Source organism: Leisingera coralii, from assembly GCF_049056525.1.
GTDB lineage: Bacteria > Pseudomonadota > Alphaproteobacteria > Rhodobacterales > Rhodobacteraceae > Leisingera > Leisingera coralii.
In genome coordinates, this window is record NZ_JBHUPT010000007.1 from 20879 (window position 1) to 47079 (window position 26201).

28 protein-coding genes are annotated in these 26201 nt (G+C 66.5%); 16 read left to right on the forward strand and 12 right to left on the reverse strand.

Translation table 11 applies throughout. The features are described 5' to 3' along the window. The first annotated feature begins 139 nt into the window (after window positions 1-139). The 4 genes from uvrC to ACFMBG_RS03155 all read left to right on the forward strand — a co-directional run bounded on the left by uvrC (window position 140) and on the right by ACFMBG_RS03155 (window position 3546). Window positions 140-2041: an excinuclease ABC subunit UvrC gene (uvrC, locus tag ACFMBG_RS03140; protein WP_421053273.1), complete on the forward strand. Its 1902-nt coding sequence runs from the start codon at window positions 140-142 to the stop codon at window positions 2039-2041. A gap of 137 nt (window positions 2042-2178) precedes the next feature. Beyond that, window positions 2179-2850 (forward strand): CDP-diacylglycerol--glycerol-3-phosphate 3-phosphatidyltransferase, encoded by a 672-nt coding sequence (pgsA, locus tag ACFMBG_RS03145; protein ID WP_421053274.1) that lies wholly within the window; start codon window positions 2179-2181, stop codon window positions 2848-2850. Then, the gene (gene moaD / locus ACFMBG_RS03150) at window positions 2850-3095 is read left to right on the forward strand and encodes a molybdopterin converting factor subunit 1 (RefSeq protein WP_421053275.1); all 246 of its coding nucleotides are present in this window, start codon (window positions 2850-2852) and stop codon (window positions 3093-3095) included. The genes pgsA and moaD overlap by 1 nt, the downstream gene beginning before the upstream one ends. Before the next feature lie 4 nt (window positions 3096-3099). Then, complete coding sequence (locus ACFMBG_RS03155) at window positions 3100-3546, forward strand: molybdenum cofactor biosynthesis protein MoaE (RefSeq protein ID WP_421053276.1); 447 nt, start codon at window positions 3100-3102, stop codon at window positions 3544-3546. Window positions 3547-3883: 337 nt separating this feature from the next. Here the strand turns inward: ACFMBG_RS03155 and ACFMBG_RS03160 are convergent, their stop codons facing one another. Genes ACFMBG_RS03160 through ubiA form a run of 3 tightly spaced genes read right to left on the reverse strand, consistent with a single transcriptional unit; the run spans window position 3884 to window position 7125 of the window. Further along, on the reverse strand, window positions 3884-4198 hold the full coding sequence (locus ACFMBG_RS03160) for a hypothetical protein (RefSeq protein ID WP_222479373.1): 315 nt from the start codon (window positions 4196-4198) through the stop codon (window positions 3884-3886). Continuing rightward, entirely contained in the window at window positions 4198-6102 is a 1905-nt protein-coding gene (locus tag ACFMBG_RS03165) for an OmpA family protein (protein ID WP_421053277.1), read from the reverse strand. Before ACFMBG_RS03165 ends, ACFMBG_RS03160 begins: the two co-directional genes overlap by 1 nt. A 60-nt stretch (window positions 6103-6162) precedes the next feature. After that, window positions 6163-7125 carry a 4-hydroxybenzoate octaprenyltransferase gene (gene ubiA / locus ACFMBG_RS03170; protein WP_421053278.1) on the reverse strand — a complete coding sequence of 321 codons (963 nt, stop codon included), beginning with the start codon at window positions 7123-7125 and terminating at the stop codon, window positions 6163-6165. Between the two features lie 12 nt (window positions 7126-7137). On the opposite strand from ubiA, the gene ACFMBG_RS03175 reads away from it, so the two are divergent. The 4 genes from ACFMBG_RS03175 to ACFMBG_RS03190 all read left to right on the forward strand — a co-directional run bounded on the left by ACFMBG_RS03175 (window position 7138) and on the right by ACFMBG_RS03190 (window position 10955). Continuing rightward, on the forward strand, window positions 7138-7863 hold the full coding sequence (locus ACFMBG_RS03175) for a 16S rRNA (uracil(1498)-N(3))-methyltransferase (RefSeq protein ID WP_421053279.1): 726 nt from the start codon (window positions 7138-7140) through the stop codon (window positions 7861-7863). A 157-nt stretch (window positions 7864-8020) separates the two neighbouring features. Further along, complete coding sequence (locus ACFMBG_RS03180) at window positions 8021-8881, forward strand: GNAT family N-acetyltransferase (protein ID WP_421053280.1); 861 nt, start codon at window positions 8021-8023, stop codon at window positions 8879-8881. Between the two features lie 110 nt (window positions 8882-8991). After that, on the forward strand, window positions 8992-9519 hold the full coding sequence (locus ACFMBG_RS03185; RefSeq protein ID WP_421053281.1) for a hypothetical protein: 528 nt from the start codon (window positions 8992-8994) through the stop codon (window positions 9517-9519). Window positions 9520-9584: 65 nt separating this feature from the next. Next, window positions 9585-10955, forward strand: a complete 1371-nt coding sequence (locus ACFMBG_RS03190) for a glutamate--cysteine ligase (protein ID WP_421053282.1) — start codon at window positions 9585-9587, stop codon at window positions 10953-10955. Window positions 10956-11097: 142 nt separating this feature from the next. On the opposite strand, the gene ACFMBG_RS03195 is transcribed toward ACFMBG_RS03190, so the two are convergent. Continuing rightward, window positions 11098-11574 carry a YHS domain-containing (seleno)protein gene (locus ACFMBG_RS03195; protein ID WP_421053283.1) on the reverse strand — a complete coding sequence of 159 codons (477 nt, stop codon included), beginning with the start codon at window positions 11572-11574 and terminating at the stop codon, window positions 11098-11100. Window positions 11575-11814: 240 nt separating this feature from the next. Between ACFMBG_RS03195 and lfb1 the strand changes: the two genes are divergently transcribed. Beyond that, the gene (gene lfb1 / locus ACFMBG_RS03200) at window positions 11815-12168 is read left to right on the forward strand and encodes an LIC10280 family protein (protein ID WP_421053284.1); all 354 of its coding nucleotides are present in this window, start codon (window positions 11815-11817) and stop codon (window positions 12166-12168) included. On the opposite strand, the gene ACFMBG_RS03205 is transcribed toward lfb1, so the two are convergent. The 6 genes from ACFMBG_RS03205 to ACFMBG_RS03230 are packed head-to-tail and all read right to left on the reverse strand — an operon-like array spanning window position 12158 to window position 16211. Continuing rightward, complete coding sequence (locus tag ACFMBG_RS03205) at window positions 12158-12430, reverse strand: hypothetical protein (RefSeq protein WP_421053285.1); 273 nt, start codon at window positions 12428-12430, stop codon at window positions 12158-12160. The genes lfb1 and ACFMBG_RS03205 overlap by 11 nt on opposite strands. After that, window positions 12427-13032: a glycerol-3-phosphate 1-O-acyltransferase PlsY gene (gene plsY, locus ACFMBG_RS03210; RefSeq protein ID WP_421053286.1), complete on the reverse strand. Its 606-nt coding sequence runs from the start codon at window positions 13030-13032 to the stop codon at window positions 12427-12429. Before plsY ends, ACFMBG_RS03205 begins: the two co-directional genes overlap by 4 nt. Continuing rightward, window positions 13032-14342: a dihydroorotase gene (gene pyrC, locus ACFMBG_RS03215; RefSeq protein ID WP_421053287.1), complete on the reverse strand. Its 1311-nt coding sequence runs from the start codon at window positions 14340-14342 to the stop codon at window positions 13032-13034. The genes plsY and pyrC overlap by 1 nt, the downstream gene beginning before the upstream one ends. Further along, window positions 14339-14722, reverse strand: a complete 384-nt coding sequence (locus ACFMBG_RS03220) for a hypothetical protein (protein WP_421053288.1) — start codon at window positions 14720-14722, stop codon at window positions 14339-14341. Before ACFMBG_RS03220 ends, pyrC begins: the two co-directional genes overlap by 4 nt. Further along, a complete protein-coding gene (locus ACFMBG_RS03225) occupies window positions 14722-15255 on the reverse strand; it encodes a hypothetical protein (protein WP_421053366.1) in 534 nt (177 codons plus the stop codon). The genes ACFMBG_RS03220 and ACFMBG_RS03225 overlap by 1 nt, the downstream gene beginning before the upstream one ends. A 5-nt stretch (window positions 15256-15260) precedes the next feature. Then, window positions 15261-16211 carry an aspartate carbamoyltransferase catalytic subunit gene (locus ACFMBG_RS03230; RefSeq protein WP_421053289.1) on the reverse strand — a complete coding sequence of 317 codons (951 nt, stop codon included), beginning with the start codon at window positions 16209-16211 and terminating at the stop codon, window positions 15261-15263. A 207-nt stretch (window positions 16212-16418) separates the two neighbouring features. Here ACFMBG_RS03230 and ACFMBG_RS03235 point away from each other — a divergent pair, with 207 nt between their 5' ends. The 6 genes from ACFMBG_RS03235 (at window position 16419) to ACFMBG_RS03260 (ending at window position 23949) form a co-directional block, all read left to right on the forward strand. Continuing rightward, window positions 16419-17183, forward strand: a complete 765-nt coding sequence (locus ACFMBG_RS03235; protein WP_421053290.1) for a uracil-DNA glycosylase — start codon at window positions 16419-16421, stop codon at window positions 17181-17183. Between the two features lie 24 nt (window positions 17184-17207). Next, window positions 17208-17807: a metallophosphoesterase family protein gene (locus ACFMBG_RS03240; protein ID WP_421053291.1), complete on the forward strand. Its 600-nt coding sequence runs from the start codon at window positions 17208-17210 to the stop codon at window positions 17805-17807. Beyond that, window positions 17804-18424, forward strand: a complete 621-nt coding sequence (locus ACFMBG_RS03245) for a LysE family translocator (RefSeq protein WP_421053292.1) — start codon at window positions 17804-17806, stop codon at window positions 18422-18424. Before ACFMBG_RS03240 ends, ACFMBG_RS03245 begins: the two co-directional genes overlap by 4 nt. After that, the gene (gene moaB / locus ACFMBG_RS03250) at window positions 18425-18967 is read left to right on the forward strand and encodes a molybdenum cofactor biosynthesis protein B (protein WP_421053293.1); all 543 of its coding nucleotides are present in this window, start codon (window positions 18425-18427) and stop codon (window positions 18965-18967) included. It begins immediately after the preceding gene. 126 nt (window positions 18968-19093) lie between these two features. Continuing rightward, window positions 19094-20548 carry an efflux RND transporter periplasmic adaptor subunit gene (locus tag ACFMBG_RS03255; RefSeq protein WP_421053294.1) on the forward strand — a complete coding sequence of 485 codons (1455 nt, stop codon included), beginning with the start codon at window positions 19094-19096 and terminating at the stop codon, window positions 20546-20548. A gap of 5 nt (window positions 20549-20553) precedes the next feature. Then, a complete protein-coding gene (locus ACFMBG_RS03260) occupies window positions 20554-23949 on the forward strand; it encodes an efflux RND transporter permease subunit (protein WP_421053295.1) in 3396 nt (1131 codons plus the stop codon). Here the strand turns inward: ACFMBG_RS03260 and ACFMBG_RS03265 are convergent. Together ACFMBG_RS03265 and ACFMBG_RS03270 are read right to left on the reverse strand one after the other, a co-directional pair. Beyond that, complete coding sequence (locus tag ACFMBG_RS03265; RefSeq protein WP_421053296.1) at window positions 23919-24380, reverse strand: NUDIX hydrolase; 462 nt, start codon at window positions 24378-24380, stop codon at window positions 23919-23921. The two genes, ACFMBG_RS03260 and ACFMBG_RS03265, sit on opposite strands and share 31 nt — an antisense overlap. After that, entirely contained in the window at window positions 24377-25198 is an 822-nt protein-coding gene (locus tag ACFMBG_RS03270) for a protein-disulfide reductase DsbD domain-containing protein (RefSeq protein ID WP_421053297.1), read from the reverse strand. Before ACFMBG_RS03270 ends, ACFMBG_RS03265 begins: the two co-directional genes overlap by 4 nt. A 179-nt stretch (window positions 25199-25377) precedes the next feature. Here ACFMBG_RS03270 and ACFMBG_RS03275 point away from each other — a divergent pair, with 179 nt between their 5' ends. Beyond that, a complete protein-coding gene (locus ACFMBG_RS03275) occupies window positions 25378-25935 on the forward strand; it encodes a YqgE/AlgH family protein (RefSeq protein WP_421053298.1) in 558 nt (185 codons plus the stop codon). Window positions 25936-26201 lie beyond the last annotated feature (266 nt).

Consider the following 26201-nt stretch of genomic DNA (forward strand, 5'->3'; position numbering starts at 1 on the left):
GCATCCGTCCGAAATCCGCCTGAAATAAGGAAAAAGGCGGGATAGCCCAAAGATATCTCCGTAGTTATCCACAGCTTCCGTGGATTTTCCCGCTCTTGATCCGGACAGGCAAACATTGCAGCCGGAGGCGGGGAATCATATGTCTGTGCGCATGAACGACCAGCCTGCCGAAACATCCCCGGAATCGACCGCCAGCAAGCCCCGGACCGGCTATGCCGTGATCCAGGATTACGTGAAGACTCTGGACGCATCGCCCGGGGTCTACCGGATGCTGGATGCCGACAGCCGGGTGCTTTACGTGGGCAAGGCGCGCAACCTCAAGGCGCGGGTGTCGAACTATACCCGGCCCGGCAACAGCCCGCGGATCGAGCGGATGATCGCGCTCACCGCCTCGATGATGTTCCTGACCACCCGGACCGAGACCGAGGCGCTGCTGCTGGAGCAGAACCTGATCAAGCAGCTGAAGCCCAAGTACAACGTGCTGCTGCGCGACGACAAAAGCTTCCCCAATATCCTGGTCGCCAAGGATCACGCCTATCCGCAGATCAAGAAGCACCGCGGCGCCCGCAAGCAGAAGGGCAGCTACTTCGGCCCCTTTGCCAGTGCCGGTGCGGTGAACCGCACGCTCAATCAGCTGCAAAAAGCCTTCCTGCTGCGCAATTGCTCGGATTCGATGTTCGAGACCCGCACCCGGCCGTGCCTGCAGTACCAGATCAAGCGCTGTTCGGCGCCCTGCACCGGGCTGATCTCGGAAGCGGACTATGCCGAAAGCGTGCGCGACGCCGAACGCTTCCTGTCCGGCCGCTCGACAAAGATTCAGGAGGAGCTGGCGGAGCAGATGATGGCGGCCTCTGAGGCGATGGAGTTCGAGCGCGCCGCCGCGCTGCGCGACCGGATCAAGGCGCTGACCCAGGTGCAGACCGCGCAGGGCATCAACCCGCGCGGGGTGGCTGAGGCGGATGTGATCGGCCTGCACATGGAGGGCGGCCAGGCCTGCGTGCAGGTGTTCTTCATCCGTGCCAACCAGAACTGGGGCAACCAGGATTTCTATCCGCGGGTGGATGCCGACAACAGCCCGGCTGAGATCATGGAGGCGTTCCTTGGCCAGTTCTACGGCAACAAGGAGCCGCCGCGGCAGCTGATCCTGTCCGACGGTATCGAAAACGCAGACCTGATGGAGCAGGCGCTGAGCGGGAAGGCAGACCGCAAGGTCGAGCTGCTGGTGCCCCAGCGCGGCGAAAAGACCGAGCTGGTGGCCTTTGCCGTGCGCAACGCCCGCGAAAGCCTGGCCCGCCGCATGGCTGAAAGCGCGACCCAGGCGAAACTGCTGCGCGGGCTGGCGGAGGCCTTTGGGCTGGACGGCCCACCACAGCGGATCGAGGTCTACGACAACTCACATATCCAGGGCACCAATGCGGTGGGCGGTATGATTGTCATGGGGCCGGAGGGCTTCATGAAGAACGCCTACCGCAAGTTCAACATCAAGGGCGACGACCTGGTGCCGGGCGATGACTTCGGCATGATGAAGGAAGTGCTGAACCGCCGTTTCTCGCGCCTCTTGAAAGAGGACCCGGACCGGGACAAGGGCCTGTGGCCGGATCTCTTGCTGATCGACGGCGGCGCCGGCCAGGTTTCGGCGGTGGCGGAGATCATGGAGGAGCACGGCGTCCAGGATATCCCGATGGTGGGGGTGGCCAAGGGCGTCGACCGCGACCACGGCAAGGAGGAATTCTACCGCCCCGGTGAAAACGCCTTTGCGCTGCAGCGAAACGACCCGGTGCTGTATTTTATCCAGCGGATGCGGGACGAGGCGCACAGGTTCGCCATCGGCACCCACCGCGCCAAACGCGCCAAGGCCGTAAGCGCCACGCCGCTGGACGAAGTGCCCGGCGTCGGCGCCTCGCGCAAGCGCGCGCTGCTGGCCCATTTCGGCAGCGCCAAGGCAGTAAGCCGCGCCAACCTGGCCGATCTCAAGGCGGTGGAGGGCATCTCCGAGGCACTGGCCGAACGCATCTACGACCACTTCCATGGCAGCAGTTGAAATAAGCCCTTGAAAACCGGAATACTCCCTTGTTCTTCTGGCCGGAAATATCCCCGCCGGAGGCATCCGCCCCCGCGGGGCGGATTTTTGTCTGCCATCTGCTTCCCACGCGCCAGCCAGCCGGATAATGTGCCCGCATGAAATGGACCCTGCCGAATATCCTCACCCTGCTGCGGCTCATCGCTGCGCCCGGCCTTGCGGTGATGTTCCTCTACTTCTCGCGGCCCTATGCGGACTGGTTCGCGCTGCTCTTGTTCATCACCGCCGCGGTCACTGACTGGTTCGACGGCTACCTGGCCCGGGCCTGGAAGCAGGAGACCAAGATGGGCGCGATGCTGGACCCGATCGCCGACAAGGCGATGGTGGTGATCGCGCTGATGATCCTGGTCGGCTACTCGGCCGAGCACTGGACCCCCTGGCTGGTGCTGCCCGCCACGGTGATCCTGTTCCGCGAGGTGTTTGTCTCCGGCCTGCGCGAATACCTTGGCGACACCGCGGGCACGCTCAAGGTCACCAAGCTGGCGAAATGGAAGACCACCGCCCAGATGCTCGCCATCGCCACGCTGTTCTCGCAGGGCATTTTCGAGCATTACCTGGTGATGTCCTCCTTTGGCATGGATGATCAGATCTACAGCCAGATCATTGCAGGCGAGCTGGAGGATCTGTTCGGGCTGCGCTGGAAGGAGGCCGGGGTGTTCTGGACCGGCCGCATCGGCCTGTGGCTATTGTGGATTGCTGCCGCGCTGACCGCGCTGACCGGGGTGGATTACCTGCGCAAGGCGATGCCGCATCTGAAGGAGGCACATTGATGGACGTTCTGTATTTCGCTTGGGTGCGCGAGCGCATCGGCCTGCCGCGGGAGCAGGTGGAGACCTCTGCCGCCACGGTGTCGGATCTGGTCGAAGAACTGCGTGCGCGGGAAGAGCGCTATGCTGCCGCCTTTGCCGATCTCTCCGCCTTGCGGGTGGCGCTGGACCAGGAATTGTCGGAGTTCGACGCCCCCCTGGCAGGCGTGCGCGAGGTGGCCTTTTTCCCGCCGATGACCGGAGGCTGAGGCGATGCGGATTTCCGTTCAGGAGGCACCGTTTGAGCTGGGCGCCGAAAGCGATGCCTTCGCCGCAGGCGTTGCAGGCGCCGGCGCGGTGGTGACCTTTACCGGCGTTGTCCGCGATGCCGATCAGGGCGGGCTTCAGGCAATGGAGATCGAGCATTACCCGGGCATGACCGAAAAGGCGCTGACGGCCATCGCCGAGGAAGCCTGCAAGCGCTGGTCGCTGGCCGATGCGCTGGTGATCCACCGGTATGGCCGCCTGGCCCCTGGCGAGCGCATCATGATGGTCGCCACCGCCGCCCGCCACCGCAAGGACGCCTTTGAGGCGGCGGAATACCTGATGGACTACCTGAAGTCCCGCGCGCCGTTCTGGAAGAAGGAACTCCTGGCCAGCGGCGGCTCGGATTGGGTAGCCGCCAAGGACGCCGACGAAGATGCTCTGAAACGCTGGTAATCTCCGGAACCGGGGCGGGGGCTCCCGCCAAGCGTTCAATCATCACAGATGATCTCCGCCTGTTGGGCCCGGCGCCGCGCTGACGCGCGGCGGTTTCATTTTGCTGAGAAGGCCTGAACGGGCAGGTCTGCCCCTTCAGGCCGTGGTCGATTGCGTTCAAAGGCTGGCGCGTCAAGGACAAGCCGCTTCGCGGGGCCTGCGGTCTCCTTGACCCGCCGGCGGGCCGAAGCGGTCTGCGCCGCGCGTCAGCGCGGCGCTATGCCCAAGGCTGTTCAGGCTGTGCTGGCGCAGCCAGCGCGGCCTGCAGGCGCGGGAGTGCGCCGCCTTGCTGATCTGGCTAGTGCGGGATCTGGCTGCGCAGCTCTTCGGCCTCGCGGCGGGCCTCGCGCAGGCCGTCCATCGCTGCGCGCAATTCGGCTTCGGTCTGGGTCAGCTGGTTGGTCAGCTCGGCCTCCCGCTGCTGCAGGTAGGTGATCGCCTGGTCGCGGGTCTCCTCCGCCTCATGCAGCTCCTGGCTCATCCGGTCGAGGTCGGCCACGTCGCTTTGGCGCACCCGGGTGAAGCGGTGCACCAGCCAGTTGGCGAACCAGCCCATGGCAAAGGCCGCAAACAGGATGATCGCGGTGGTGATGATGAACTCGGTCCTGTTCATTACTCTGTAGTCTCCTGTGCGTCCTCTGCGCCTTCGGCGGCCTCTTCGCTGGCGGCCTCGTCACCGGCGGTGCCGTCCGCGGTTTCCGCTGCGGCTGCCGGGCGGATCAGCTTGAATTCGATGCGGCGGTTGGCCTCGCGGCCCTCCTCGGTGCCGTTGTCGGCAATCGGGGTGCTCTCGCCATAACCCTTGGCGGCGAAGGTCGAGGTCACCACCCGGCGCGCCCGCAGCTCATTCAGAACTGACTGCGCCCGCGCCTGGCTGAGGTTCTGGTTCATCTCCTCGCGGCCCTGGCTGTCGGTGTGGCCCTGGATCTCCAGCCGCACCGGGCCGCAGCGGCCCAGGATGCCGGCGATCCGGTCCATGGTTCCAGCGCTGTCCGCCGCAATGGTGGCGGAGCCCGGCTCAAAGGTGATCTTGCCCTCGCTCTGGGCGCTGGCCAGCTGCGCCTCGCACAGTTCCGGCGGCAGCGGCTTGTCCTTGGGTTCCGGCGGCTTCTCGTAGGTGATGTCGAGACCATAGGTCTCGGCCTCGCCCAGCTTGGCCGACAGGAAGCGGGCGATTTCCGAAGGCGCATCCTTGCGGTAGCTCATGCCGCGCAGTTCCAGATTCCCCGGTGTCACCGTGACCGCGCCGCGCTGCAGGTAGGAGAGGGCTTCCAGCCCCGCCAGCACCCGCACCGGCCAGTCGGCGGGCAGGTTGGCGGCCACCCGTGCCGCGGTATGCACATTGCCGGAGCCGAACCGCGCCTTGGCGTAGCTGTCCGCGACCTTTCGCAGGGCGGCATCGGACAGGCGGCCGCGCAGCTGCACCTGGCCCTCGGGGCTGAGGGTGGCGGTGAATTCCGGCACCCCGCCGGCATCCTGCGCCTCCGGCGCCGGCAGCACCGCATGCAGGGCAAAGACCCGGGGCAGGGCGCCTTCCAGCTCGCCCACCACGTGGTCGAAACGCGCGTCCGGAGTGCCTTCTGCTGCCACCAGGGTGATATCCGCATTGGCAATGGTGACCGAGCCGCCGCCCAGTTCCGCGAGGCCGGCAATGCTCAGCTCTGCTGCCCGGGCCCAGTTGGGCGAGGGCACGCCCATGCCGATCACGCAGTCCGCTTCGCCCTGCAGCCCGGCCTTGCGGGCGGCGGCCAGAATGCGGTCGCGGCTTTCCTCGCTTTCGGCGGAGCAGGCGTCGAACTCCGCGCCGTTGCCGTCCAGCAGGAAGCGCAGGGTGAACGGCGTAATCACCGGCCGCGGTGCGGCGATGTCCAGCGCCAGCCGCAGTCCCGGCGGCGCGCGTCGGCCCAGCTGCTCTTCCAGCTGCGCCTTGGCTTCCTCGCTGCCGGAGATGGCGGTGACGGAGACCTCTCCCGCCGCAACCGAAATCTTGGCGCGCGGCAGCAGTTTCAGCGCCTCCACCGCAAAGCTCATTGCCTCCGGCCAGCCTTCGGGGATGCCGTATTTCGCGGTCTCGAGGAAGTCGGCCACGTTTTCCGCGCCCGCCAGGCTCTCCAGTTCCTTGACCAGCGCCTTGCGGCCGGAACCGGCAGGGATCAGCCCGATGATGGAAATGCCGCCATCATTGCGCAGGATTTCCGCGGAAAACCGCGGCGGTGCCAGGCCACCGGCAGGCGGAACCTCCATTCCGTCCACGATCCGGGCCGCGTCGACAACCGTGCCGACCAGCGATTTGACCGAGAACCGCGTGGCCTCATCTGGCGCGGTGCCTTCCAGCAGCACCTGCAGCCCGTCCGCCGTCACCTCTGCCCAGGTAAAGCCGCCGTTGTCCAGCGCCTCGCGCACCCCGCGCTCGGTGCTCCGCTCCACGGCGGTCACGGCAAATCCGGCGGCAACAAGGCTCAGCCCGGCTGCGGCGGCAAAGGCCAGGCCCGGGATCATCAGCGTAGACAAGCGCATATGGCGGCACATTCCCAGTTTGCGTTACAGGCTCTTACCCCGCGCGGGGGCGCGGTTCAATCACACGAACATGGCCAGAATAAAGAAGATCAGCGGAATCAGGCCGGTATCCCGGTTGAGCCGGAACAGCTGCAAAAGCCGCTGGCTGTTCTCCGCATCAAAGGCGCGTAGCTGCCAGGTCATGTGCCAGCCCATCGCCCAAGGGGCGGCCAGCGCCAGCACCAGTGCCAGCACCGAGGCGCTCTCCAGCATCGCGCCGATTACTGCCATTGCCATCAGGCAGACAAAGGCGACGATGAAGCGGCGCAGCCACATCGGCGTTTCAGTACCGAACAGGCGGGCGGTGGACTTCACTCCGATCAGCGCATCGTCCTCGGTGTCCTGATGGGCATAAATGGTGTCGTAGAACAGTGTCCAGGCGATCCCGGCCAGATACAGCAGCACCGGCGGCCAGCTGAGGGAGCCGGTATGCGCCACCCAGGCCAGCATGGCGCCCCAGTTGAAGGCCAGGCCCAGGAACACCTGCGGCCACCAGGTGAAGCGCTTGGCAAAGGGGTAGACCGCCACCGGCAGCAGCGACAGGATGCCCATGGCGATGGCCGCCTGGTTGAAGGTCAGGAGGATCATCAGCCCCAGGAGGCATTGCAGCCCCATCCAGGCCAGCGCGCCCTTGACCGTCACCTGTCCCGAGGGGATCGGGCGCGAGCGGGTGCGCTCCACCTGGCCGTCGAAGTTGCGGTCGGTGATATCGTTCCAGGTGCAGCCCGCGCCGCGCATCAGCCAGGCGCCGGCGGCACAGGCGATAGCAATCCACAGATCCTGCCAGCGCGGCGTCTGATCCGCCAGGATTGCCAGCGCCAGCCCCCACCAGCAGGGGATCAGCAAGAGCCAGGTGCCGATCGGCCGGTCGGCGCGGCTCAGCCGCAGATAGGGGCGTGTCCATTCCGGGGCATATGTATCAACCCAGTTTCCGGTGACCGCATCCGCGACCTGACCCTCTGGCGCTGGCTTCTGGCCTTGCATATGTAGGACCCCATGAGTGCAAAAATCAGACTGTATGTAGAGCACCCCTTGGGGGCAGGGCAAACGGTTCCTTTGGACCGGGATCAGGCGCATTACCTGTTCGGGGTGATGCGGCTGTCCGCTGGCGCCCCTGTGGCGCTGTTCAACGGCAAGGATGGCGAGTGGCTGGCCGAAGTGGCAGAGGCTGGCAAGCGCGGCGGCACGCTGGTGTGCCAGGAACAGAGCAAGCCCTTGCAGCTGCCGCCGGATCTGTGGCTGATGTTTGCCCCGATCAAGAAAGCGCGCACCGATTTCATCGTTGAAAAGGCGGCGGAGATGGGCGCCGCCCGCATCCTGCCGGTGCAAACCGAGTTCACCAATTCCGAACGAATCCGCCAGGACCGGTTGCAGGCCCATGCCGTTGAAGCAGCGGAACAATGCGGCGGCACCTATGTGCCTGAGGTGGCGGAGCTGCAGAAGCTCCCGCGCCTGCTGGATCAATGGCCCGCCGAGCGTCAGCTGATGTTCTGCGACGAGGCCGAAGTGGGCAATGCGCTGCAACTGGCGGCGCAGACCCAGCAGGACGCGCCCTGGGCCATCCTGATTGGTCCGGAGGGCGGCTTTTCCGAGGCCGAGCGCAAGCGCCTGCACGCCCTGCCGCAGTCCCATGTGGTCAGCCTTGGCCCGCGCATCCTGCGCGCGGACACCGCGGCGGTGGCGGCCATGACCCTCTGGCAGCAGGCGCTCGGCGACTGGTAGCAGTCCGGAAATCGGCTCCCGGATCAGATTCTGGAAACCACTTCCTGTTAAATTGGCCGCAACCCGGAGTTGCCACGGCCCCCGCCGGCAAGGGATGCTCGGTGCGGGCCTGCCTCCGGCGGGCAATGCAGGAGCGGGAACCGGAACGGAGGGCAAATTGATTCGCAAAGCATCACAGGGGGATTTGCAGGCCATCGAGGGGTTTCTGGCGCCGCGCGCGGCAACCTCCATGTTCCTGTCGGGCAACATCCGCGACCACGGGCTGAACGCCACCGGCCACCCCAAGGCCACTACCGTCTGGCTCAGCGAAGCCGGGGGGCAAGCCTCCGGGGTATTTGGCCTGACCGAGGCTGGTTATTTCATGTTCGAGGCACCGGAGTTCTCCGCTGCGATGGGTCAGGAACTGCGCCAGGCGCTGGCCGGGCGGCAGATCGCGTCGCTGACGGGCGAGGCTGGGCAGGCGGAGACCCTGCTGACCGCACTGGAGCTGGACCGGGACGCGATCGGCTTTTCCGATGAGGAGCCGCATTTCCGCCTGCAGCTGAAGGACCTGCAGATCCCCTCCGGCGGCAGCTGCCTGCGACCGATGCACCCCGAGGACGTGCCGCTGATCACCGAGTGGCGCCATGCCTATGACAAGGAGATCTTTGGCTCTCAGAACCTGCCGGAAATCCGTCGGCGCTCCACCGCGCGGGCCGAGGCGCTGGTGAACAGCGGCCGCGGGCGGATCCTGGAACTGGGCGGGCTGCCGGTGGCGATGACCGCCTTCAACGCGGTGCTGCCGGAGATGGTGCAGGTCGGCGGGGTTTATACGCCGCCGGGCCAGCGCAGCCGCGGCTTTGCCCGCCGCGCCGTGGCGCTGCACCTGGCAGAGGCGCATGAGGACGGCGTGCAGGAAGCGATTCTGTTTGCCGCTGGCAACGCCGCCATCCGGGCCTACCAGAAGCTGGGTTTCCAGCGCATCGGCGATTACCGGATTGCCGAGTTTTCCGAGCCGGTAACGGTCCGCGGCGGCTAGGGCGGGCGGCAATTGCTGCGATGCCCATTGCATCCGCCGTCCGGGCCGCACAAATAAGGAGGGCACGGCAGGCCGGTTTGCCTGCCCGACGTTGTTATGAGGCGAAACACATGAGTTTCATCCGCCCCGAAGCCCGCGCCACCCTGTGGCAATGGCGTGAAGTCCTGGCCGCTGCACTGATGTTCCTGCTGGGGCTGAAATGGGCGTTTTCCTCAGTTGGCTTCACCGCCATCACCGGCTGGGCCCTTGTGGCCACCGGCCTGGTGACCGCGGTGATCGGCGCCCAGCGGATGCGCTTCCGGCGTGGAACCGGCGGACCCGGTGTGGTGCAGGTGGACGAGGGGCAGATTGCCTATTTCGGCCCGCTGACCGGCGGTGCCGTGGCGGCCTCAGAACTGGAGCGGCTGGCGCTGGATCACTCCTCCAAACCGCCGCACTGGCTGCTGGAGCAGCCTGGCCAGCCGCCGCTGGCGATCCCGGTGAATGCCGAAGGCTATGAGGCGCTGTTTGACGTCTTCGCCGCGCTGCCGGGCCTCAAAACCGAACGCATGCTGACCGAGCTGCGCCGCGACGGCGCTCACCAGGTCGTGATCTGGGAGCGCAGATCCAGCCGGCCGGAACATCTGCGCCTGCATTGACACCGGCGGCGATTCCGCCCACGACTGACCCTTCAACACAGACCTAACAGGACGGAGTGCCAGGCATGTCCATTCCCCAGTCCGGCGGCGGGCCGATCGAACGTCATGAGCAGCTTGCCGAATATCTTGCCGACGGCTGCAAGCCCAAGGACGCCTGGCGCATCGGCACCGAGCACGAGAAATTCGGCTACTGCAAGGACACGCTGAAGCCGCTGCCCTATGCCGGCGAGCGTTCCATCCAGGCGGTGCTGGAAGGCCTGCGCGACGGCCACGGCTGGGCGCCGCTGACCGAAGGCGATAACCTGATCGGCCTGACCAAGGACGGCGCCAACATCAGCCTGGAGCCGGGCGGCCAGCTGGAATTGTCCGGTGCGCCGCTGGAAACCATCCACGAGACCTGCGACGAGGTGAACGCCCACCTGCGCGACGTCAAGGACATCGCCGACAAGATCGGCGTCGGCTTCATCGGCCTGGGCGCGGCCCCGGTCTGGAAGCATGAAGACATGCCGCTGATGCCCAAGGGCCGCTACAAGCTGATGGACGGCTACATGCAGGAAGTCGGCACCATGGGCACCACCATGATGCGCCGCACCTGCACCGTGCAGGTGAACCTCGACTTCTCGTCTGAGGCCGACATGGTGCAGAAGCTGCGGGTGGCCCTGGCGCTGCAGCCCGTCGCCACGGCGCTGTTTGCCAACTCACCGTTCCTGGACGGCAAGCCGAACGGCCACAAATCCTGGCGCTCCCGTGTCTGGCGCTCGCTGGATGCCGACCGCACCGGCATGCTGCCGTTTGTCTTCGAGGAAGGCTTCGGGTTCGAGGCCTGGGTGCAATATGCGCTCGATGTGCCGATGTACTTTGTCTACCGCAACGGTGAGTATATCAACGCGCTGGGCATGTCCTTCCGCGACTTCCTGAAGGGCGAGCTGCCCGCGCTTCCGGGCGAAACCCCGACGCTGAGCGACTGGGCGGACCACCTGACCACCATCTTCCCCGAGGCCCGGATCAAGAAATTCATCGAGATGCGCGGCGCCGACGGCGGCCCCTGGCGCCGCCTCTGCGCGCTGCCCGCCTTCTGGGTCGGCCTCACCTATGACCAGAGCGCGCTGGACGCGGCCTGGGATCTGGTCAAGGGCTGGGATGCCGAGACCCGCGAGGGGCTGCGGGTGGCGGCCTCCGAGCATGGGCTGCAGGCCAAGGTGAACGGCATCAGCATGCACGAGCTGGCACGTGAAGTGGTGGCAATTTCGGAAAGCGGTCTCAAGGCGCGGCACAAGCCCGGCGCAGGCGGGCTGGTGCCGGATGAGACTCATTTCCTGAATGCGCTGAAGGACAGCCTCGAGAGCGGCAAGGTCCCGGCGGATGAACTCCTGGAGCGCTATAACGGTGCCTGGGGCGGCGACCTCAGCCGCATCTACAGTGAATTCGCTTACTGAGACAGCTTCGCTTACTGAGACAGTAAAGGCCGCGTTCAGGACGCGGCCTTTCTTGTTTGCAGGGGCGTTCTGGCCGCTCAAAAAAATCCGGCGGCAGGGTATCCTGCCGCCGGCTGCTCGCTTGTGAGTGGTGGCTTAAGCCTTACTGAGCCTGCAGTTCCGCCGGGTCTTTGTCGGCGATATCGGTCCAGTTGGCGTTGGCGTTCTGGATGAAGTTCGGGATATCGCCTTCCCAGCGGTCCTGAATGTCCTGTGACAGGTTCAGGTACAGGGTGTTGTCGACGATTTTCCAATGGTTCGGGTCACCGTCGAACTTGAAGCCCATTGCAGTGCCGAAGGCGCAGTAGCCGCCGTAGGCCGGCACGTAGGCTTCAGGGTTCTTCTCGAAAGCCGCCTTATGCTCTTCCGAGGCAAAGCGGTAGGTTGCGTCATTGTAAATGGAAGTGATTTTGTAGCTGCCCTTGGTGGGGGCACCGTCCGTGAAATATGCGACCGGGTCGTAGCCCTGCATGGCCAGACCGGTGGAGGATGCGTTGATCTCAACGCCCGCCGCCAGAGCCGAGGTTGCCATCGCAACCGACAGTGCCACACCGCTGATGAGTGCTTTTACTTTGTTCATGGTCCCGTCCTTTCAAATCCCGGCCGCGGCGTTCCCAATTGCTTGCCCGGCCGGCGTTTCACCATGTGTGCCGCGGTATGCTGCGGGTCACGGCACCGATGTGGAGAGCCGGGCGATCACGTTCAAAACAACTCAATTTGACTGTGCGCCCGGCGGCAGCGGGCTGTGCATTACTGCGCAGAACGGGTGACAGGCCGCGATGCGCCGGGCAGGGTAGGGGCAGGCAAACTGGAGGTCAGCATGACACAGCCATTCCCCACCCGCCGCGCGCTGTTTTGCGGGCTGGCCGCAGCCTTGATGGCGGCGGCACTGCCGGTCAGCGCCCAAAGCATCAGCGGCAGTTACCGCGCAGAGGGCCGCAATCCCGATGGCAGTACATATACCGGCACCGTGCAGATCAATGACAATGGCGGTGCAATCGAAATGCACTGGCAGGTCGGCAGCCAGACCTATACCGGCAGCGGCACCCGCAATGGCGACGTGGTCTGGGTGAACTGGGGCGATACCTATCCGGTGGTCTATGTGCGGATGCCCAGCGGCGAGCTGCATGGCACTTGGTCCAACGGCCGGGCGCTGGAGCGTCTCATCCCGTGACTTCCAGTGCGAGGACGAAGCGGATCACCTTCTCCGCGGGCATCTCGCAGGGCTTCAGCCGTGCACCGGAGGCCAGCCGGTAGAGGTTGAGGCTGATGTAATCGCTGCCGCCCAACTCCCGCGCCACCAGCTTCTGCGCCTTGCCCGCGGCCAGGTCCTGCCGGGTGACTTGGTATTTGCGCCCATTGGCAAGACCGGTGAAGGCCCCCAGCGGCAGCGCGTCAAAAGCTGCAAGAAAGGCTTGCAGCTCCGCGCTGGTCACTTCTGCCCGATCCTGGGTTCGGTGCCCGCCCGCAGCCGGGCGATGTTGGCCGAATGACGGACAAAAACAATTGCCGCCAGCAGCACCGACAGGGTAATCACCGGCTGGTAGCCCAGCACAAGCGCCCAAACCGGCGCCGACAAGGCCGAGACCAGTGCCCCCATCGAGGAGATCCGGCTGACCGCCGCCGCCGCCAGCCAGGTCAGGCAGCAGGCGATGCCCACCGGCCAGGCCAGCGCCAGCAGCAGACCCAGGAAGGTCGCCACGCCCTTGCCGCCCTTGAAACCCAGCCAGACCGGGAAGCAGTGCCCGAGGAAGGCCATCAGCCCCGCCGCCTGCGCCGCATCCTCGCCGGCCAGGAAACGGGCCAGCAGCACCGCCGCCGCGCCCTTGCCGCCATCCAGAAGCAGTGTCAGTGCCGCGGCGGCCTTGCTGCCGGTGCGCAACACGTTGGTGGTGCCGATATTTCCAGACCCGATCTGGCGCAGGTTGCCAAGGCCGAAGGCTTTGGTCACCACCAGCCCGAACGGCACGGAGCCAAGGCCGTAGCCGATCACCGCCCACAGGAGCAGAACGGCAGCAGAGCTTTCGAGTACTGGCATCAATCCCTCCGGTAAACGGGCTCACCGGCCACGTAGGTGGCTTCAACCCGGCCCTGCATCCGCTGGCCGTCATAAGGCGTGTTCTGCGATTTCGAGCGCAGCTTGAAACGGTCCAGAACAAAGGGCACATCCGGATCGAACAGCACCAGATCGGCGGGCGCGCCCTCGGCGAGGCGGCCGCTTTCCAGCCCCAGCCGTTTCGCCGGGTTCAGTGACATGGCGCGGAACAGGGTGGGCAGATCCAGCAGTTCGGCGTGGTACAGCCGCAGCGCCGCAGGCAGCAGCGTCTCCAGCGCCACTGCGCCGGCCGCCGCCTCCTCAAACGGCAGGCGCTTGCTTTCCTCATCCTGCGGCGTGTGCATGGAGGAGATGATATCGATCAGCCCCGAACGCACCGCCTCGACCACTGCCAGCCGGTCATCCTCGGAGCGCAGCGGCGGCTTCACCTTGAAGAAGCTGCGGTAGCCCGCCACGTCCAGCTCGTTCAGCGTCAGGTGATGGACCGAGGTGCCCGCGGTGATGTCCAGCCCGTTGTTCTTGGCCCGCTCCAGCGCGGGCAGGGCGCGGGCCGTGGTGATCTGGTCGGCATGGTATTTCGCGCCGGTCATTTCCAGCAGCGCAATGTCGCGGTCCAGCCCCATCCGCTCCGCCATCGGCGACACGGAGGGCAGGCCATAAAGCGCGGCGAACTTGCCGCTGGTGGCGGCCGCGCCCTTGCTCAGGCCCGGCTCCTGCGGGTGGGCGATGACAAGGGCGCCGCAGGAGCGGGCATAGGTCAGCGCGCGCTGAAACACCTTGGTGTTCTGAACCACGTGGTCGCAATCGGAAAAGGCCACCGCACCGGCATCCATAAGGAAGCCGATCTCGGTCATCTCGCGCCCCTCGCGCCCCTTGGTCAGCGCCGCCATCGGCAGCACGTTCACCGGCGTGTCGGCCTGGGCGCGGCGGGTGACGAATTCCAGCGTTTCCGGGCTGTCGATCGCAGGCGCGGTGTCCGGGCGGGTCACGATGGTGGTAACCCCGCCTGCGGCGGCCGCAAGCCCCGCGGATTTATAGCTTTCCTTGTGCCGCTCGCCCGGCTCGCACACCTTGACGCCGATATCGACAATCCCCGGTGCCAGGCTTTTGCCGCTGCAGTCGATATGGGTCACATCTTCTGACCTGATGTTTCGCGCGCGAAACAACTGGTCAGGATCGGTGACGTTCTTTTCGACCGCAGCGATCCGCCCGTTTTGGACCAGCACCATGCCCGGTGTATCGCTGCCATCCTCCGGGTCGATCAGGCGGGCGTTGGTGAAGAGAGTGCTCATGCCTTGGCTCTTTCGATTGCGTTGAGGGTCGCGGCCGGGTCGGCCTGGTATTTGATAAGGTGCTTGTCGCCGCCCTTGGTGACCACCTGCACATAGCTGCCCATGGTGCGGACGGTGCCGATCTGGGCAAGCGGCACGCTGCGGCCGGCCGGGCCGGTAAGCGTGGTCTCAGTCAGCGTCCAGACCACCGCCAGCTCCTCGCTGGCCATATACCAGCCGCGCAAGGAGATCGCGGCCAGCCCGCCGATGGCGCCGGTCCAGATGTGCGGGCTGCCCATGATCCACAGCACCGCCATGGCGCCGCCCATGCCGATGGCCGCCATCCAGGCGTGGGCGCGGACATAGGCGCCGCGGTCCGGTCTGATCTCCTGTGCCGCCATCAGGTCACGAGCACCCAGATCAGCAGCGCAATCAGCAGCATCACCACGGCAAACAGCCCCGCACCGATGCGGCGGGCCTGCGACCGCGCCGCGCGCGGCGGCAGTTTCGGGGCGGAATAGGGCTTGGCGCTCTCGGCGGTTTCGGGCGGCGCGCTCCAATTGGTCCGGCGCTCGCCATAGGTGCCGATCAGGTTGATTTGATTTGCCGGAGTCAGCCGCGTTTCTTTGCCGTCAAAGGCGCGGGAGCGGATCAGCAGCACATGGCCTTCTTGCGCCTCCAGCATCGCGCGGTCTTCCTCCACCTGCGCCCGCGGCACGCCGCAGCCTTCGGTGAGGTAACCTGTCAGGCCGATATCCTCCAGGTCGGAGACCGGGAAGACCTCCACCTGGTCCATGTCGAGCGCCTCGATCCCCAGGACCTGCGCCAGCGCGCCGGGCTCCTTCAGGAACGCCGCCTGCTCGGGCCGCATGTCCAGCGCAAACAGCCGGATCACACCGCGCTCGCCCGCCGGGATATGGATCACGCCCTCCACGCTGCTCATCCGGCCTTGGCCTGGCGCTCGGCGCGCAGGTTGCGGGCCAGGAGGTCCATCGCCGCCATCCGCACCGCGACGCCCATTTCCACCTGCTCCTGAATGACCGAGCGGTTGATGTCGTCGGCGAGCGTCCCGTCGATCTCCACCCCGCGGTTCATCGGGCCGGGGTGCATGACGATGGCGTCGGGCTTGGCTTGGCTGAGCTTGTCGGCGTCCAGCCCGTAGCGGTGGTAGTATTCGCGCTCCGACGGGATGAAACCGCCGTCCATGCGTTCCTTCTGCAGCCGCAGCATCATCACCACGTCCACATCCTTCAGCCCCTCGCGCATGTCGTCATAGATCTCGGCGCCGAACTCGGCGAACTGTGCGGGCACCAGCGTCGGCGGGCCGATCAGGCGAATGCGGTTTTCCATCTTGCCCAGCAGGATCAGGTTGGAGCGGGCGACGCGGCTATGGGCAATATCGCCGCAGATCGCGATGTTCAGCCGGTGCAGGCGGCCCTTGGAGCGGCGGATCGTCAGCGCGTCCAGGAGCGCCTGGGTCGGGTGCTCATGCTTGCCGTCGCCCGCGTTCAGCACCGCGCAGTTCACCTTCTGCGCCAACAGGTCCACTGCGCCGGAATGCGGGTGGCGGACAACCAGCAGGTCCGGGTGCATCGCGTTCAGCGTCATCGCGGTGTCGATCAGGGTCTCGCCCTTTTTGATCGAGGAGGCCTGCATCGCCATGTTCATGACGTCGGCGCCCAGCCGCTTGCCCGCCAGCTCGAACGAGGCCTGGGTGCGGGTGGAGTTCTCGAAGAACATGTTGATCTGGGTGAGGCCCGCCAGCACGTCGGAGTGTTTCTCGGGGCGGCGGTTCAGCGCCACATAGTCGTCGGCCAGGTCGAGGATCGCGGTGATCTCATGCGGCTTCAGCGGTTCGATGCCAAGCAGGTGGCGGTGTTCGAAGGACATATGGGGCAGCTCCGCTTGATTTGCCGGTTCTTATAGGCGGGGCAGGCGGGTGCGGCAAGGCGTTGCCGCGGGTTGCGGATGTCTTGCAGGCGAGGGGCCGGCCCCTCGCGCTCCCCGGAGTATTTTCTGAAAGATGAAAGGCTTGAATCTGCGGCATGGCGGCGGAGAGGTGTTCCGCTTGCCGGCTGGGCGGAGTAGCTTGGGCACATGGAATCGGCATTGGATTACTGGAGCGCCCGGGCGCTGTTGGAATGGCAGGCGGAGCTTGGCGCGACTGAGGCGCTGTGCGACGCGCCGGTCGACCGCTATGCGCTGGAGCAGGCCGCGCCAAAGCCGAAGCCGGGAGCCGCGCCGGCCCCGCCGCCCAAGCCGAAGGAAGTGGATCCGGTGGAGGTGGCGCAGAAGGCCGCCAAGGGGGCCGCGTCGCTGCCCGCCCTGCGCGATGCGCTGGCAGCCTTCGACCATTGCGAGCTGAAGCGCGGCGCGCGCAACCTGGTGTTCTCGGACGGCCAGCCTGGCGCGCGGGTGATGATCATCGGCGAGGCGCCGGGCCGCGACGAGGATCTGCAGGGCAAGCCGTTTGTGGGGCGGGCCGGGCAGCTTCTGGACAAGATGCTGGAAGCGATCGGTCTCAGCCGCGCGGAAAGCGTTTATATTACCAATGTGCTGCCGTGGCGGCCGCCGCAGAACCGCGATCCGCTGCCGGCGGAGATTGCCATGCTGACGCCTTTCCTGGAGCGGCATGTGGCGCTGGCAGAGCCGGATATCCTGGTGCTGATGGGCAATATCAGCTGCCAGGCGGTGCTGGGCAAACGCGGCATCACCCGGCTGCGCGGCAAATGGGACCAGGCCTGGAACAAGCCGGTGATCCCGATGTTCCACCCCGCCTACCTGCTGCGCCAGCCGTCGCAGAAGCGGCTGGCCTGGGCAGACCTGCTGGAGCTGAAGGCGCGGCTGGGCGCCCGGAACTGAAACCGGCCCGGAAGGAGGTGCCCCATGAAAATCCTCGCATTTTCCGATCTGCATCTGTCGGCCGCGCATGCAGCGGATCTGGTGGCGGCCAGCGCGGCTGCGGATCTGGTCATCGGCGCCGGCGATTTCTGCAATTGCCGGCAGGGGATGGACCGGGCTGTTGCGATGCTGGCAGGTCTGAAGGCGCCAATGGTGGCGGTGCCCGGCAACGGCGAAAGCGCCGATGAACTGCGTGCGGCAGGCCTGCCGGACACCACGGTGCTGCATGGTGAAGGCGTGGAGGCCGAAGGGCTTCGCCTGTTCGGGCTGGGGTATGGTGTGCCGGAAACGCCTTTCGGCAGCTGGTCCTGCGACCTGAGCGAGCTGCAGGCGGCGGCGATGCTCGCGGCCTGTGATCACGCGGATATCCTGATTTCCCATTCACCGCCCAAGGGGCTGGGGGATGTGACCTCCGGCGGGCTGTCCGTCGGCTCCACCGCCGTCAGGGCTGCGGCGGAGCGGATCCGGCCGCAGCTGCTGCTGTGCGGCCATGTGCATGATTGCTGGGGCTTTCGCGGCAATCTAGGGAAAACGCAGGTGGCCAATCTGGGCCCCGGCGTGAGCTGGTTCGAGGTGGAGCCATGATTGATGCTGTGACCTTGCTGGCGTTCATCCCGGCGGCGCTGGCGCTGAACCTGACCCCGGGGGCGGACATGATGTTCTGCCTGGGCCAGGGCTTGCGCTCGGGACGGCGGGCGGCAGTGGCGGCCAGCGCCGGTATCTCGGCGGGCAGCATGGTGCATGTAGCCTTGGCCGGGCTGGGGCTGGGTGCGGCGGTTTCCGCAATGCCGGGGCTGTTCGACGTAATCCGCTGGGTTGGCGTGGCTTATCTGCTGTATCTGGCCTGGGGCGCCTTGCGCAGCGGTCCGGTCACGGCGGACATGCCCGCGGTGCCCGCACGGCGGGCGTTCCGGTCCGGATTCCTCGTCAACCTGACCAACCCCAAGGTGATCCTGTTTGTGCTGGCCTTTGTGCCGCAATTCGTCAAGCCGGAGGCGGGCCCGGTGCTGGCGCAGTTCCTGATCTTCGGGCTGATCCTGGCGGCGGGCGGATTTTTCATCAACGGGCTGGCAGGCATTTTTGCAGGCCAGGCCGGGCAGCGGCTGACCGGCTCGCCGCTGTTTGCGCGCTGGCTGGGGCGGGTCTCGGCCGGGATTTTTGCAGGGCTGGCCGTGCGGCTGGCGATTATGGAGAGGGCCTAGATGTCCCGTATCGACGAAAACATGGAGTTCATCCCGGTCCGCATCGCGGTGCTGACCGTTTCGGACAGCCGCACGCTGGAGGACGACCGCTCCGGCCAGGTGCTGGTGGACCGCCTGGGCGAGGCGGGTCACGTGCTGGCTGCCCGCAAGATCATCCCCGATGAGCGGGCAGAGATCACCGCGCAGCTGCGCGCCTGGGTGGCGGATCCGGAAGTGGATGTGGTGATCTCGACCGGCGGCACCGGGCTGACCGGGCGCGACGTGACGGTGGAGGCGCACCGCGACGTCTATGAAAAGGAGATCGAGGCCTTCGGCACCGTCTTCACCTGGGTCTCGATGCAGAAGATCGGCACCAGCGCGGTGCAGTCGCGCGCCACCGGCGGGGTCGCGGGCGGCACCTATCTGTTTGCGCTGCCCGGCAGCCCCGGCGCCTGCAAGGACGGCTGGGATGAAATCCTGTCAAAACAGCTCGATTACCGCCACCGGCCCTGCAATTTCGTGGAAATCATGCCCAGATTGGAGGAACATCTGCGCCGGAAGTGAGCGGCTGCGGCGTGTAACCTCGTAAACCTGTGCGGAAATTCTATATTTTCAAGCAGGATCAAGGCATTTTACGCTTTGGCAGGCCGTGCGCGGTCCCGGCAGCAGCCGCCACCGGAAGGGAGAAACATGCGCTTTTTGCGTCAGAGTGTGACAGGGGTTTTCCTGGCGGCGGTCACGGCGGCACTGCTGCTATATGCCGGGCAGCTGATTTTCGGCGCAATCGAGGCGCAGCTGAACGCGGAGAAGAAGCAGCCTCCGGCGCGGGAGCGGATTTTTGCGGTCAATGTGGTGACGGCGGATCTGCAGACGGTGGCGCCGGAGCTGACCGCCTTTGGCCGGGTAGAGAGCCGCCGCACGCTGGAATTGCGCACGGCGGTCGGCGGTCGGGTGGTGCAGCTGTCTGAGGATTTCGAGGAAGGCGGCACGGTCCGCGCGGGAGAGGTGCTGGTGCAGATCGACCCGGCGGACGCGCAGGCGGCTTTGGACCGGGCTGAGGCCGACATGATGGATGCCCGCGCCGAGGAGCGCGATGCGGGCCGGGCGTTGGTGCTGGCGCAGGATGAGCTGCAGGCCACCCAGGACCAGGCCCAGTTGCGCGAACGGGCCTTTCAGCGGCAGGTGGATCTGGCGGACCGGGGCGTAGGCACCGCGGCGGCGGTGGAAACCGCGGAGCTGGCGGCGGTGCAGGCGCGCCAGGCGGTGATCTCGCGCCGTCAGGCGGTGAGTCAGGCAGAGGCCCGCGCGGATCAGGCCGCCACCCGGGTGGCACGGGCGCAGATCGCGCTGGACGAGGCGCGCCGTGACCTGGACGACACCACAATCAAGGCCCGTTTCGACGGCACCCTGCAGGCGGTGAGCCTGGTGCAGGGACGGCTGGTCTCGGCCAACGAAAAGCTCGCGGACCTGGTAGATCCGGACCTGCTGGAAGTGGCCTTCAGGGTTTCGACCGCGCAATACGCCCGGCTGCTGGACGCGGAGGGGCATTTGCTGCGGGCACCTGTGCGGGTGACGCTGGATGCCGACGGGGCGGGGCTGAGCGCCGCCGGGCGGATCTCCCGCGCCAGCGGCGCGGCGGGTGACGGGCAGACCGGGCGGCTGGTCTATGCGCGCCTGGACACTGCCCCCGGGTTTGAGCCCGGCGATTTTGTCACCGTCAAGGTGACAGAGCCCGAGGTCGCGGCGGTGGCCCGTGTGCCCGCTTCGGCGCTGGGGGCGGATGGCTCGGTGCTGGTGCTGGGCGAGGAGGGGCGGCTGGAGGCGCTGCCGGTCGAGCTGGTGCGCCGCCAGGGCGATGATGTGCTGATCCGCGGCGCCGGGCTGGAGGGCCGCGAGGTTGTCACCGGCCGCACGCCGCTCCTGGGCGCTGGCATCAAGGTGCGCCCCTTGCGCCAGGGCGCCGAGGTGCAGGCGCTGCCGGAGCTGATCGAGCTGAGCGACGAGCGCCGCGCCCGGCTGGTGGCCTTTGTCGAGGGCAGCAGCGCGATGCCGACCGAGATGAAGGCCAAGATGCTGCAGCAGCTGGCCGAGGCGCGGGTGCCGGCGCAATTGGTCTCCCGCATTGAATCCCGGATGGGAGGCTGAGGGCCATGGTCCGCAACCTTCCCCGGCAGGCCCGCGGGCTGTTCAGCTACTTCACCCGCCACCGCACCGCTGCCAACCTGCTCCTGGTGATCATGCTGGTGCTGGGCGCTGCAGCGATGCCCAACATGCGGGCGCAGTTCTTTCCCGATGTGATTGTCGAGCGGGTCACCGTCTCCGTCGAATGGGAGGGTGCCGGGCCGGAGGACGTGGACAACGCCATCGTGCAGGTGCTGGAGCCGGTGCTGCTGGCGGTGGATGGAGTGGAGGAAACCTCCTCCATGTCGCGCGAGGGGCTGGCGACGCTGACGCTGGAGTTTGAGCCGGGCTCCGACATGGGGCAGGCCGCCGATGACGTGCAGAGCGCCGTGGACGGCATCACCACCCTGCCGGAAGAGGCGGAGGAGCCGGAGGTGCGCCGCGGCGCCTGGCGCGACCGGGTGACCGATGTGGTGATCACCGGGCCGGTGGGGGCCGGGCAGCTGGGCCTGTTTGCGGATGAGCTGGTCGCCCGGCTGTTTGAGGCCGGTGTCACCCGCACCACCATCCGCGGGGTGGCTGCGCCGGAAACCATCGTCGAGGTGCCGACCGCCAAGCTGATCACCCATGACATCACCATGCGCGAGATCGCCGAGGCCATCGCGGCAGAGGTGGATGCGGATCCCGCAGGCGACGTGACCGGAGCCAATGCCCGGGTGCGCACCGGCAGCGAGAAGCGTCAGCCGGATGAGCTGGAGGCCATCGTCCTGCGCACCAATGCCGACGGTTCCGTCCTGACCATTGCAGACGTGGCGCAGGTGAGGGTCGAGGGCGTGGACCGCAACCGCTCCTATTTTGTCGGCGAGCACCCGGCAATGTCGATCCAGGTCGACCGCTCTGACAAGGGCAACGCCATCCGGCTGCAGCGCCAGGTACAGGACGTAGTCGTGGAAATGCAGTCGAGCTTGCCACAGGGGGTGACGGCGCAGCTGATCCGCACCCGCGCCGAACACATCACCGACCGCCTGCACATGCTGGTCGACAACGGGCTGACGGGGCTTGCGCTGGTGGTGTGCCTCCTGTTCCTGTTCCTCAACACCCGCATTGCGTTCTGGGTGGCTGCGGGGATACCGGCCTCCATGTTTGCCGCGGTGGCGCTGATGTATGCCGCCGGGATCACCCTCAACATGGTCAGCCTGTTCGGCCTGATCATCACCCTGGGCATCGTGGTGGATGACGCCATCGTGGTGGGGGAGCACGCCGATTTCCGGGTGCGTCGGCTGGGGGAAAGCCCGGTGCAAGCCGCCGAGAATGCCGCCCGCCGCATGGCGATGCCGGTCTTTGCCGCAACGCTGACCACGATCATTGCCTTCTTCGGCCTGACGCTGGTGGGCGGACGGTTCGGCGAGCTGATCCGCGACATTCCCTTCACCGTGATCGCGGTGCTGGCGGCCTCGCTGGTAGAATGCTTCCTGATATTGCCCAACCACCTGGCCCATGCGCTGACCCACGCGCAGGCGCGGCACTGGTACGACTGGCCGAACCGGATGGTGAACCGCGGCTTCCGCTGGCTGCGCGACCATGCGTTCCGGCCGCTGATGGGGCTGATCATCACGGCGCGCTACGCAGTTCTGGCAGGGGCGCTGGCGATCCTGGCCAGCCAGGCGGCGCTGTTCATCAACGGCGATGTGAAATGGCGGTTCTTCAACGCGCCAGAGCGCGGCTCCGTCACCGGCAATTTTGCCATGGTGGAGGGCGCCACCCGCGCCGATACCATGGCGATGATGCGGGAGATGCAGCGCGCAACAGAGGTGCTGGGCGCGGAATATGCCGAACGCTACGGCCGCAACCCGCTGAATTTCGTGATGGCAGAGGTGGGCGGCAATGCGGGCCGCGGGCTGTCGGGGGTGGAAGGCAAGGATGCGGACCTCCTGGGCGGGATCTCGATCGAGCTGATCGATGCCGACCTGCGGCCCTATTCCAGCTTCGCCTTTGTGGCGGAACTGCAGGAGCAGGTGGCGCGCCATCCGATGGTCGAGACGGTCTCCTTCCGCAGCTGGCGGTCCGGTCCGGGCGGTGATGCGCTGGACGTGCAGTTCGCAGGCTCCAGCGTGCAGACGCTCAAGGCCGCCTCCGAGGATCTAAAGACCGCGCTGCTGCGCTTCCCCGAGGTCTCAGCCGTCGAGGACAACCTGGCCTATGACAAGGAGGAGGTGATCCTGGACCTCACCCCGCATGGCCAGGCGCTGAATTTCACCACCGGGAGCCTGGGCCAGGCGCTCAGGGCGCGGCTCAATGGTATTGAGGCCGCCACCTATCCCGACGGGCCGCGGAGTGCCACAATCCGGGTGGAACTGCCGGAGAATGAGCTGACCGCCGATTTCCTGGAGCGCACCCTGATGCGGGCGCCCAGCGGGATCTACGTGCCGTTGGCCGATATCGTCTCGGTCAGCCAGCGCACCGGGTTTTCCACTGTGCGCCGCGAGAACGGCATCCGGGTGATCAGCGTGACCGGTGATATCTCGGAGGACGACCCGGCCCGCGCCGAAGCGGTGATGCAGGCGCTGCAGGAGGAGATCCTGCCGAAGATCGCCAGCGAACGGCAGGTGGAGTGGCGCCTCTCCGGGTTGGCGGAGCAGGAGCAGACCTTCCTGCAGGAGGCGGGCACCGGCCTGATCCTCTGCCTCACCGGGATCTACCTGGTGCTGGCCTGGATCTTTTCCAGCTGGACCCGGCCCCTGGTGGTGATGGCGATCATCCCCTTTGGCCTGGTTGGCACCATCTGGGGGCACTACATGTGGGAGGTGCCGCTCAGCATGTTCACCGTGGTGGGCCTGCTGGGGATGACCGGAATCATCATCAACGATTCCATCGTGCTGGTGACCACCATCGACCAGTATGCCGAGGACCGCGGTCTGGTGCCCTCGATCATCGACGCGGCGGCGGACCGGCTGCGGCCGGTTATGCTGACGACGATGACCACGGTGCTGGGGCTGGCGCCGCTGTTGTTCGAACGCGCGCAGCAGGCGCAATTCCTGAAGCCGACGGTGATCACCCTGGTCTATGGCCTGGGCTTTGGCATGTTCCTGGTGCTGCTGCTGGTGCCTGCCTTGGTGGCGATGCAGCGGGACCTGTCGCGGCCGATGACGGCGATGCGCCGGGCCCTGCGGCACGAGGCCGGGGGCTTGCGCTGGCTGGTGCTGGGCACCGCGCTGGCGCAGCTGGGCTGGCTGGTGCTGACGCTGGGCTGGGCGATGGCCACCGGCGCGCTGCATCCGGCGCTTCGGATGATCCCTGCGCTGGCGGCAATGGAACCGGTGCGGGCAGGGCTGCTGGCCTGTGTGGCCGGGGCGCTGCTGCTGGCCTTGCTGGCCTATCTGGCCGGGGGCGCCGCCTACCGGCTCAGCGCCCGCCAGCGGGCCTGAGCCAGCCGGGCGACCTCACCCACCTGATCCAGCAGCTGCAGGCCGCGGCTTTCGATCTCCGCGATGGGGATCCATTCCGCCTGTTCGGCATCGTCATCCGGCAGCGGTTCACCACTGGCGTGCTCGCACAGCACAACGGTCAGCAGGTACTGGCGCTGCACCGCGCCTGCCTCGGCGCGGACAAGGACATCCACATTGGTGAGATATTCCAGCGGACGGGCGGAAACGCCGGTTTCTTCCATCAGCTCGCGCGCAGCGGCCTGCAGGGCAGTTTCGCCCATCTCCACATGGCCGCCTGGAAACCCCCACCAGCCCGCATTCGGCTCCTTGCCGCGCTGCACCAGGATCACGTGGTCCTGGCCGCCGAAATGACGGCAGACCACGGCAATAGTGCCAAGCACCGGGCGCTGCGGGCTGCCAGGTGAGCTCATCCGGCGCTGCAGCCCTGAATATCGACCGCGTGGTTCTGCCCCAGCACTGTGATCCGCAGCTGCGAGCGGTCAATCGCATAGGCGCTGCCATCGGCGGGCAGGAACTCGGTTTCCGCTACCAGCAGCCCGCCCTCGCGGCGGGTTGTGGTCTCCCCGGCATAAAGGTTGGGAGAGCCGGGCTCGATCACCGCAACCTCCTCGCCGCCTGCCGGGGGCATCGAGATGCGGGCGGTGACCTTCATGCCGTATTCAGACGGCCGCAGGCTGCAGGCGGCGTGGCGCACGCCGGCTTCCTTGGCCGACCAGGGACGGCTCGCAAGCGCCGCGGCAATCGCCGGGTTGCGGCCCGCAGCGCCGTCCAGCTGATGGTCAAAACTCAGTTCGGCGGGCACGCAGACATCCTTGCAGACACCCAGCTGCATCCGCCCCTTGAGGCGCACCGGCTTGCCCGCCGTCTCGGGGGTGATCTCGACCGGCAGCACCAGCTGGTCATGATAACCGATGGTGCGGTAGCCGGAGGTCAGGAAAACTTCGGGAGCAGGCCAGGTGATCGACAGCGCGCCCACGTTGCGCGCGCCGCGCCAGGAGAAGCTGGGCGGGATTCCGGCATCACCGGGCGCGCGCCAGTAAGTCTTCCAGCCCGGCTGCAGCTTGACCCGCAGCGCGCCGATATACGTGCCGCGCGGCGTCATGCCGCCGTCCAGCACTTCGATTTCCACAATGTCACCGTCCACAGCACCGGACAGGGCGGGAGATCCGGCCACCAAGGCAAGCAGAGGCGCCATGCAGGCAGCAGCTTTGGTCAGTGTCTTTGTCATGTTCCAATACATGCGGCCGGCAGAGCGGTTTGCCAAGTCACGATCCGGTCATCACCCGCTCATCGCCCTGTGGTTGCGGCAAATTTGCCGGAGGCTTCACCGCACTGCGCTCTTGCGCCCCTTGCGTGCGGGGCGGCTGCGCGTCATGGTGGGGGGAGGCAGCAGAAAGACGGAAATTCATGGATCTGACTGGCAAGCTCTTGATTGCAATGCCTGGAATTGGCGACCCCCGGTTCGAGCACGCGGTGGTTTTCCTGTGCTCGCACGGCGAGGAAGGGGCGATGGGGCTCATCGTCAACAAGCCTGCGGACGGGGTGGCACTGGGCGATCTGCTGGAGCAGCTGGACATGGGCGGCGAAGGCAGTGCCGCGGCGGCTTTGCCGGTGCGCTTTGGCGGCCCGGTGGAGACCCAGCGCGGTTTCGTGCTGCACACGCCGGATTACGAATCGGATGTGAGCTCGCTGAAGGTGCCGGGCGGCTTTTCGATGACCGCGACGCTGGACATTCTGGAGGATATCGCAGGCGGCAAGGGGCCGAAGGACCTGCTGGTGCTTTTGGGCTATGCCGGCTGGGGTCCGGGGCAGCTGGAGTCGGAGATTGCGATGAACGGCTGGCTGACGGCGGAAGCGAGCCCCGAGCTGGTCTTTGGCCTGGCCGATGACAGCAAATGGGAAGCTGCGCTGAAAACGCTGGGTGTGGATCCTCTGACCCTGTCGGCCAGTGCGGGCCACGCCTGAAGCAGGCGGCAGCAGGGGGCACTGTGTCCCAAGTCAAGGGAGTACTCCCGCCCTTTGTTCCAATCATCGAGGATGACCGGAAAAAGGTTGGGCCGGGCGCCGTGCTGGCGCACGGCGCGGGAGCGCATGGCAGCAGGCGTCCCGGACCGCAAAACGTGATTTCCAATTGCTGCAAAGCCTTCCAACCCATGATGCAATGATTGGAAATGCCGCCAACCGCGCCGCGCTTGCGCGGCGCCTGGCCCAACGCTTTGCGGCCCATCTGT